The organism is Pseudonocardia sp. (genome assembly GCF_025965585.1).
Taxonomy (GTDB): domain Bacteria; phylum Actinomycetota; class Actinomycetes; order Mycobacteriales; family Pseudonocardiaceae; genus Pseudonocardia.
This window is the reverse complement of sequence record NZ_JAOPWR010000438.1, coordinates 1-8,121: the sequence shown is the minus strand read 5'-3', so window position 1 is coordinate 8,121 and position 8,121 is coordinate 1. Positions and strand designations below refer to the sequence as shown.

Below are 8,121 nucleotides of genomic sequence, written 5' to 3'. Positions count from 1 at the left end.
CTTTTAATCCGCGGGTTCGGGGTTCGATCCCCCGGGGGCCCACCAGAACCGCTGGCCACGAGCTTGGACCCTCCGTCCGACCAAGATCACGGGACACTTTCGGGACGTTTTTCGTCGCCCGGGCCCTCGTCGAACAGGTTCTCCAGCACGTTGGCGGTCTCCCGGTCGGTGAGGCGTCGCCCGAGGTAGCGGTCCTGCGTCATGCTCACCTTGGAGTGGCCGAGCTGGTCGCTGATCTTCCGAGTGGACACCGCGGCGTCGTCGAGGAAGCTCGCGACCGTCTTGCGCAGCGTGTGGCTCACGAACCCCTCCATTTCAGCGCCGGTCTGCACCTGCCGCCAGACCTCGCGGACGTTCGACGGCAATCCAGCAGGGTCAGTACGCGCCCCGCGCGACCCTGCCCAAGCAGGACGAGCTAGCCACCCAGTACGCGGTGAACGTCAAGACCGTCCGCAACGCCGTGGCCCTTCTCGAAGCGGAAGGGCTGGTGACCCCGGTCCGCCGCCGCGGAACCGTCGTGCGTCAGCAGCCCCCGATGCGCCGGCTCGGGGTCGAGCGCTACAGCAAGCAGAAATGGAAGTACGGCGACCTCGTCGCGTTCGCCGCCGACCGCGAGGCCTCTGGTCAGGCGTGGAAGCCCACCGACCAGACCCAGAGCGTCGCCCAGGTCGGCGCCGACGCCGAGATCGCCCAGGCCTTCGAGATCGAGCCCGGGACGCCGGTCTACGAGCGGGCGCGGCTGGTGAAGGACGGCGACCAGCCCACCCACACCCTCACGAGCTACTACCTGCCGAAGGACGTGGAGAACACGCCCCTCGTCGACCCGACCCCCGGGCCGGCCGAACGCGGCGGCGGGTTCGCCGTGCTCACGCTCCAGGGCCTGGTGCCCGACCACATCACCGAGTCCTTCCACGCCCGCATGCCCACCCCCGACGAGATCGAGCAGCTCGACCTCCCCGCCGGCGAGCCGGTGATGATCCTGCAACGGCGCACCTACACCGCCGACGAACACTGATCGAGGTCGCCCGCCGCGTGCACGCTGCATCCCGGTTCTCCTGGACCTACTCTTTCCCGATCCCCGACTGAGGACACCAGCCATGCCGGCAACCGTGCTGAACGACCAGATCCGCGCCGATGTCGCCACCCTCTGGGAATTCAACCAGATGCACCACCAGCTACACCCAGTCGACCTCGGCATCGGCCTCGGCAGCCACGACCTCGGCGTTGCCATCTACACCGCCGAGCTCTACCACCGAGACATGTTCCCCAAGGTCGTGTTCACCGGGGCGAACGCGCCCACCACCGTCGAACGATTCCCCCGCGGCGAAGCCGTCCACTACCGCGAACACGGCCTCGAACTCGGCGTCCCCGACAGCGCGATCTTGGTCGAATCCAAGGCCGCCAACACCGGCGAGAACATCGACTTCACTCGCGCCATCGTCAAGGCCAACCACCTGGACGTCCGATCGATCATGCTGATCTCGCGCCCTTGCCAACAGCGACGCGCATACGCGATGTGCCGCCTGCGCTGGCCCAACGTCGACATCATCTGCGCATCGCAGGACGTGCCGCTCGACGACTACATCGCCGGGATCGGCGACGTGGACCGCGTGGTCAGCATGCTCGTGGGCGACACCCAACGTGTTTGGATCTATCCCGAGCACGGATGGGCAATCGGGCAGGACGTGCCTAGCGACGTACGCGTGGCCTACAGCCGACTCGTCTCAGCCGGCTTCACTCGCCGGGTGCTCGACGAGACTGGCTGAGGCAGGGCTGCGACACTCGCTTCTATGTCCGGTATTGATGATCAGATCGACACCTTTGAGCTGCTCAACAAAGAGATCGCAGATCGTCTCGCTCGGCTCGCCGCCTCCGGCAATCAACTGGACACGAAGTCGGCATTGCTTGCGGGCGCTGCTGCGACAGCCACCCAGTTCCTCGCGACTCGCCCATCGCCTCAGCCGGTCCTCGCCGTCCTCGCGTTCATCGCCTTCGGTGGTGCGTTCTTCTTTGCGCTGACGGCCTACGTGGCAACTCGGCATTATGACGTTCCGGAGCCGGACGCGTTGCTGTCATTCACCGATAAGAGCCGCGCCGAGGTCCTCGCCCGTCTCGTAGCGACGCGAGTTGCCGCGTTCAAGAGGAACCACCGGAGGCATCGCCGCAAGGCTGTGCTGTGGTGGTGCAGCGTTGGACTGCTGTCGGCGGGCCTCATCTTTTCCACGGTCGCCATCGTGCAGAATGGTTCGCATGACCGAGCCCCAGTCGAACAACCCGCCGCCACCGCCAAGTAGTGACGACGCGGTGCCTACTGGCGCCGACTTCATGTCGACCTACTACACAGCCGAGCTGATGGGCACAGAGAACAAGGGTCAGGATCGGCCGTCGGCGGTCCACGAGACCCGCGAAGGTAGCCCGTAAAGGGGACACTGAGCTGACCGGGCCAGTTGACTTCCGAGGTGGCGCGCTGCGCCGTGTTCGTGGTCTCGCCGAGGACGTCGCTGTACGGGCGACCGGCCCGGCGAACGTCACAAGCGACTGAGTCGGTCCGACCCCGCCGGGCCTGACGTGCACTTGTCGCGCCATGCGCCATGCGTCCTTCGCTGCCGAATCTGTCTCTATGGGATCAAGGCGCCGCCTCCGGCGGCGCGGGCCGGCTATGCCGGCCTGCCGTCCACCCCCTCTACCTCCGGCCCGGGTGCGGCCGTCGGTCCGTCCTACCCGGCCACCCGTCGAAGTCGTCACCAGCTCCACCAGACAGAAGCGCCGCGTCAGCCAGGCATCGTCACGCAACCAAGGCTCGCTCGTCGGGCCTCTCCCATCCCGGCGACGTCGCGCTCCCGGCTCAGCCTTGGCCCGCGTCGACCACGTGCCCGTCGTGGACGAGCAGTCGGATGCGACCAGGCCTCTGGTCGGAGTGGAGCATGTACGGATCGCCCAGGTGATAGATCTCGACCTCGAACCCCTCGCCGCGGTATAGCTCGGCGACCTCGTCGGTGACGCGGCCGGCGGCGTGGTCGGGTGCGAGCGAGGGCACCGGCCAGCCATCTCGGGATCCTGAGAAGTGTCCCAGTCGCGTCGACAGGTCGACGGGACCGTTGCCGGTCACGATCACGGCATCGCCGTGGCGGGCGAACATGCGCCGAACGACGTCTACGGCCGAGTCGGCGACGTGGATCGCCACGGCCGCGGTGGCCGGGTCGATCCAGAACTGAGCCACGCGCACCCCGACCTCCTGAAAGGGGTTGGTCTGCCGGATCTCGTCGTTGATGGCATTCAGCTCACGCAGCGAGCGCGGGCTCTCAGCGAACTCCACCTCGATGCCCGTCACACGAGCGTCATCGAGCAACGCAAATCGAGCAACGCAAGCAGACGTTCGTCCTCGCGGACCGTGGGGTCGACGACGTGCAGCGTCACATCGTCCGATCCAGCGGTGGTCAGACCGGTGAAGCGATCGGGCTCCTGGTCGATGAGGTCGCGGAGCGCGTCGATCACCGGAAGCTGCGCCGCCTGCCGTCGCCAGTACTCCGGTCCAGGGTCGGTCATGCCCCACACCATCGCAGCGCGCGGACCGCAGAGATAGCGACCGCGGCCAAGAACTAGAGGCGGGCTCCGCCCGAACCCGACACCGCTCGGAGATCGGGGGAGTGCGGCGGGGGCGGTGATCTCCTCACGGCGCGCCCCAGGGCTACCGGCCCGAGGGGTGGGAGGCAAGGCGGGACTGAGTACCTTGCCTTCCACCCCTCGACCCGGCAGGGTTCCACCCGCGCCGCGAGGAGATCACCACCAGCACCCGGCGTGGGCGGAGAACGGCCGGCGCGGGTTCGGCGGCACGGTGCACCTCAAGATCCCGTGGACAGTTTTGGGACGCGAAACGTCCTCAGAAGAGCGTCAAGCGATCACGAACGACCGGAGGCCGGGGGAGCGGTTCTCGCAGGTCACGCGGCACGTCCACGAAAGTCGGACATGATCGCGCGGGAGTGCGCGGGTTCGGGGTTCGATCCCCCGGGGGCCCACAGGGCTTGAACAGCTGTTATGCGGCTGCTCAAGGCGACGCTCGATGAGCCGGTCCTGATCGGTTTCCATCCCGGCAGTCTCACCACAGCGCCCCGGCCGGCGTGGCGATTCGAGCAAACCCGCGCCCGCGGCGGCGCGGGGGCGGGTCACTGTGCGCCGCCCGGGCAGGCGTGTCGCGATGCCGGATGATCGATGGGTGGCGGGCCGGGGGGTCTAGTCGGGTGGTTTGGGTGCGGCGGTCCACCGCACCACCGCCACGATCCCCAAGCTCGGTGAGGTGGGAGAAGTCGGCGGCGAGCTCGGCCGGCTTGGTCGGCAAACCGGCGTTGACCAGCGCGGCGCGCAGCACCTCGCAGGTGGCGGCGACGCGGGCGGGGCGGGCTCGGTGACTGCGCTCCACGCGTACTGCAAGGCGTCTCGGCGCCGCGTGGTCAGCTTGTTGAGCGTGGCCGCGACGGCGGGTCGGGGTTCCAAGTGGTGTGCTCAGGCCGGCCGCGGGCGAGCATCGCAGTCCGGGCCGCGGTACCGGCCGGGTCACTGACAGGCATACGGCTCTCCCCTTCGGGTCCTCGTGCGATGTTGAGCAGCCAGCGCCAGCGAATGGAATCAGTAGCCGGACAGGAGCGCCTGCAGCCGTGCCAGGTCGGGGGAGCTCAGATGGCTGCGGAGACGGCCGCGGCGGTCGGGTCGTCGTCCCCAGATGACCACATGCCGGGCCGCGGGGTCGATGTCGAGCCAGGGCTCGCCCAGAGCGGTGTGGTCCTCGTCGGCCCACGCCAGAGTGGCGGTGCCGGCCTCGACGAGCACGAGCAGGTCATGGTGGCCCGGGCTGTGCAGGCGAACCCGGAAGTCGGAGTCGGGATCCGGGTCGTGCCGACGACCGGCGACCAGCAGGATCTGCCCGAGTTCCCCGACGGAGTGCTCGATCAGATCCTCGCTGCCTAGCAGGCGGTCGCTGACGTCGTCGTCACCGGCCACGTCCCACCGGTGCAGAGCGTGCTCATTGCGGAGGTGGGGGACGAACTTGGCCACCGCCATGTGCCGCCCGGTCCACGGAATCACCGCGTCGGGCTCGCGATCGAGGACGTCGGCGACGAGCCGTCGCATCCGGTCCTCGTCGGCCTCAAGGCGCTTCAGAAGTTCGGCGTGCCCGAGGGCCAGCAGTGATGCCTCACGTTCCTCGAAGCTCCGGGTCGCGGGCACCGCATCGCCCTGCAGGTACGGCTCGAGGTGACGAACGACCTCGACCGCGATACCGGTGACGTGCGCGGCGATCTCATGTGTGGTCCATCCGTCGCACGCGCTGACCGCTTCCGGGGCTGCCGTGTCGACGGTGGCCAGGAACGCGTCCGCTTCGGCACTGCGCTCAATCCTCACGTTCGGCTCCCTTTCTCAGCTCCGCCGCTACCAGGTACCCGAACCGGCAGCGACCGATCCTCTCCTTGAGGCGGGGCGCGAACGAGTGCTGAACGGCCTGCGACGAAGACCTCAGAGCGTGAGGTGAACTCCCTATGTTGGATATCTGTTCACTCGACGTTCAGGTCTTTCGTGAGGTCGGCACTTTGGGCAAGGGGACACGCAGCGTGTGGATGTGACGCTGCTCGCCACGATCGGCCTGATCGCGCTGGCGCTTCTGTTCGACTACACCAACGGCTTCCACGACAGCGCGAACTCGATCGCCACCGTGGTGGCGACCCGGGTGCTGAAGCCGCGCTGGGCCGTGCTGTGGGCGGCCGGCTGGAACTTCGTGGCCTTCTTCTTCGTGGGAACCGCCGTCGCCGACACGATCGGCCAGACGGTGCACAGCCGGTACTTCGGGCTTGCCGTCGTGTTCGCCGCACTGCTCGGCGCGTTGACGTGGAACTTCGCCTCGTGGCACCTGGGGTTGCCGACCTCGTCGTCGCACGCCCTGGTCGGCGGGCTGGTGGGGGCCGGCTTGACTGCGGGTGGGCTGGGCGCGATCAAGCCGGAGAGTGTGGAGAAGACGGCATTGTTCATCCTGGTCTCGCCGATCGCAGGCCTCGTCCTGGGTGGCACGGTCATGCTCGCGCTGCGGGGGCTGCTGCGCCGCGCCGAGGTGGAGCCGACCGAGCGGCGGTTTCGCTTTCTGCAGCTGCTCTCCTCCGCCGCGGTGTCTGTGGCTCACGGCGGCAACGACGCCCAGAAGACGATGGGGGTGATCGCCGCCCTGCTGGTCGCCACGGGGCACCTCGCTGCGGGCCCGGGCGGGAGCCTGCCGATCCCGACCTGGGTGGCGATCGTCGCCTACCTGGCGATCGCCGCCGGGACGTTGTCGGGCGGGTGGCGGATCGTGCGCACGATGGGGGAGGGGATCACCAAGCTGCGCCCGGTGAGCGGCTTCGCGAGCGAGACCGCCGCGGCGGTCTCGATCTTCGGCTCCACGGCGCTGGGTGCGCCGGTGTCCACGACACACACGGTCGCCGGCTCCATCACCGGGGTGGGGACGACAAAACGTGGCGCGCCGGTGAACTGGACGGTGCTCGGTCGCCTCGCGATCGCCTGGATCGTCACGATGCCCGCGGCCGCGGCGGTGGTGTGCGTGGTGTACCTGATCAGTACGAAGCTGCCGCCACCGGCCGCGGTGGCGGTGATGGCCGTGCTCCTGGTCGTCCTGCTCGGGGCGTTGGTGGTGGCGTTGCGCCGCGCACCGAGGGCGCATGACGTCGACCCGGGCCGGCGGGAGGTCCGGATGGGGCTACGGCCCGGCGCCGGCTCCGTGATCGACGCCCGCGGCGTCCCCGCCAGCCGGGAGGTGATCGAGCGCGGCGGGGACCTGGACGGGGCCGAGGCCGCGGCGCGCGCGGAGTCCGGGTCGGTCACCTGGTGACGCGCGTGCACGTCAGCAGCAGCGACAGTTGCGGTCGCCGCTCGGTGCGATGAGGCTCATCGGGACCGAGGTACGCATCGGCGGCAGAAGCCGACGGCCTGCGCAACGGATGCATCCACCCGTCACATCAGCGACCGACATGCCGTTCCACGTTGCCGCAACCCGAGGTTACGACCGGATTGTCCGATCGCCGATCCCTCCGCGGCGGGCGATCTTGTTCGGGCAGGCTCGGGGCATCTGGGCCGTGTTCGGGCGGGTGCGCGGTGGCGTAAGGCGACCGCGCTCGACCGGCCCACAGGTCTGTCCTCGGGGAATTCATCCCCGCGCTGAAGGAGTTCCTGGGAAGTGCGGCCGCGCGAATCTGGTTCTGTGCCTCCGGGGGCGCGCGGCTTCGCCGAAGAGATCGGAGTCTCGTCGGCAGCCGACGCTCGCTCCGCTGAGAAGGAATACCGCGAACAAGACAGTTCCACCTGCGCGCCACGCACGAGTCGTCCTCAGCTCTACTCCTTGGTGCGTCACGCCGATCAGCCATCTACATCCTGGTCAGTCGCCGGTGGGATCAGTCAATATCCGGCCCATGGCCATTTCTCCATCGCGAGTCTGTAGGCCGCGCCTCATCGCCGCTCGGATTCGGCTTTGCGCCTCGGGAGTGCGCACGATCTCGCCGAAGAGGTCAGAATCGCGTCGGAAATCTTCGACCGGTGCAAGTGCGATCTCATTCACGCGGTCCTTTACTGCGATGTGGCCGAGCGCCGGGAACCCGGCGATGCGGTGAGCAAGTGACTTGACGAAAGCGTCGAGCTGATCTGCGGGTACGGCTCGGTTGATCCACCCGTATCGCTCGGCCAGCTCCGCGTCGTAGTCCTCCCCGCTCAACATGACTTCCAGGGCCCGGGCGCGACCCATCAGGCGTGTGAGGTGTTGGGCAGCGCCGCCACCGGGGAGTAGACCGAACGCGGGCTCGAACTGGCTGAAAATCGCCGACTCGCGCGCGGCGAAGCGCATGTCGCAGGCCAAGGCGAACTCACTGCCCGCGGCTCGGACCCGGCCCTCGATCTGGGCGATCGTCACGAGGCGGCTTGCGCTCAGATGGTGGAACAGCAGGGCGATTGACGCTTCACCAGTCAGCTTCGCGGCCTCCGCGCGGTATTCGCTGACCCGGTTGAGGTCGACGTGGGAGATGAAGTAGTCGGGATCGGCGCTGGCGAAGACGAGCACCTGCACAGCGTCGTCGCCCTCGGCATCTTTGATGAGGG

At 68.3% G+C, this 8,121-nt stretch carries 10 protein-coding genes; 4 read left to right on the top strand and 6 right to left on the bottom strand.

Features of this window, described 5'->3' with window-relative positions; all coding sequences use genetic code 11:
• Positions 1 to 86: 86 nt before the first annotated feature.
• Positions 87 to 365, bottom strand: coding sequence for a tyrosine-type recombinase/integrase (locus JWR81_RS26920; RefSeq protein WP_297658952.1), 279 nt, complete (start codon positions 363 to 365; stop codon positions 87 to 89).
• On the opposite strand from JWR81_RS26920, the gene JWR81_RS26915 reads away from it, so the two are divergent.
• The 3 genes from JWR81_RS26915 to JWR81_RS26905 all read left to right on the top strand — a co-directional run bounded on the left by JWR81_RS26915 (position 365) and on the right by JWR81_RS26905 (position 2,294).
• Positions 365 to 1,015: a GntR family transcriptional regulator gene (locus JWR81_RS26915; RefSeq protein WP_367278864.1), complete on the top strand. Its 651-nt coding sequence runs from the start codon at positions 365 to 367 to the stop codon at positions 1,013 to 1,015. The genes JWR81_RS26920 and JWR81_RS26915 overlap by 1 nt on opposite strands.
• Positions 1,016 to 1,097: 82 nt before the next feature.
• On the top strand, positions 1,098 to 1,766 hold the full coding sequence (locus tag JWR81_RS26910; RefSeq protein ID WP_297658949.1) for a YdcF family protein: 669 nt from the start codon (positions 1,098 to 1,100) through the stop codon (positions 1,764 to 1,766).
• Positions 1,767 to 1,790: 24 nt separating this feature from the next.
• Positions 1,791 to 2,294: a hypothetical protein gene (locus tag JWR81_RS26905; protein WP_297658948.1), complete on the top strand. Its 504-nt coding sequence runs from the start codon at positions 1,791 to 1,793 to the stop codon at positions 2,292 to 2,294.
• 551 nt (positions 2,295 to 2,845) lie between these two features.
• Here JWR81_RS26905 and JWR81_RS26900 read toward each other — a convergent pair.
• From JWR81_RS26900 to JWR81_RS26885, 4 genes are all read right to left on the bottom strand, one after another.
• Positions 2,846 to 3,331 (bottom strand): hypothetical protein, encoded by a 486-nt coding sequence (locus tag JWR81_RS26900; RefSeq protein WP_297658946.1) that lies wholly within the window; start codon positions 3,329 to 3,331, stop codon positions 2,846 to 2,848.
• Positions 3,328 to 3,495, bottom strand: a complete 168-nt coding sequence (locus JWR81_RS26895; protein ID WP_297658944.1) for a hypothetical protein — start codon at positions 3,493 to 3,495, stop codon at positions 3,328 to 3,330. The genes JWR81_RS26900 and JWR81_RS26895 overlap by 4 nt, the downstream gene beginning before the upstream one ends.
• Positions 3,496 to 4,096: 601 nt before the next feature.
• On the bottom strand, positions 4,097 to 4,417 hold the full coding sequence (locus JWR81_RS26890) for a hypothetical protein (RefSeq protein WP_297658942.1): 321 nt from the start codon (positions 4,415 to 4,417) through the stop codon (positions 4,097 to 4,099).
• Between the two features lie 206 nt (positions 4,418 to 4,623).
• Positions 4,624 to 5,394 carry a maleylpyruvate isomerase N-terminal domain-containing protein gene (locus tag JWR81_RS26885; RefSeq protein ID WP_297658940.1) on the bottom strand — a complete coding sequence of 257 codons (771 nt, stop codon included), beginning with the start codon at positions 5,392 to 5,394 and terminating at the stop codon, positions 4,624 to 4,626.
• Between the two features lie 214 nt (positions 5,395 to 5,608).
• On the opposite strand from JWR81_RS26885, the gene JWR81_RS26880 reads away from it, so the two are divergent.
• A complete protein-coding gene (locus JWR81_RS26880; RefSeq protein ID WP_297658938.1) occupies positions 5,609 to 6,865 on the top strand; it encodes an inorganic phosphate transporter in 1,257 nt (418 codons plus the stop codon).
• 543 nt (positions 6,866 to 7,408) lie between these two features.
• On the opposite strand, the gene JWR81_RS26875 is transcribed toward JWR81_RS26880, so the two are convergent.
• Positions 7,409 to 8,121, bottom strand: a 713-nt coding sequence (locus JWR81_RS26875) for an enoyl-CoA hydratase/isomerase family protein (RefSeq protein ID WP_297658936.1), incomplete at its 5' end; no start/stop codon positions are given.

What these genes read in the sequence shown, in the direction of transcription:
- JWR81_RS26910 (WP_297658949.1), top strand. Translation starts at nt 1,098, where the DNA reads ATGCCGGCAACCGTGCTGAACGACCAGATCCGCGCCGATGTCGCCACC.
- JWR81_RS26905 (WP_297658948.1), top strand. Translation starts at nt 1,791, where the DNA reads ATGTCCGGTATTGATGATCAGATCGACACCTTTGAGCTGCTCAACAAA.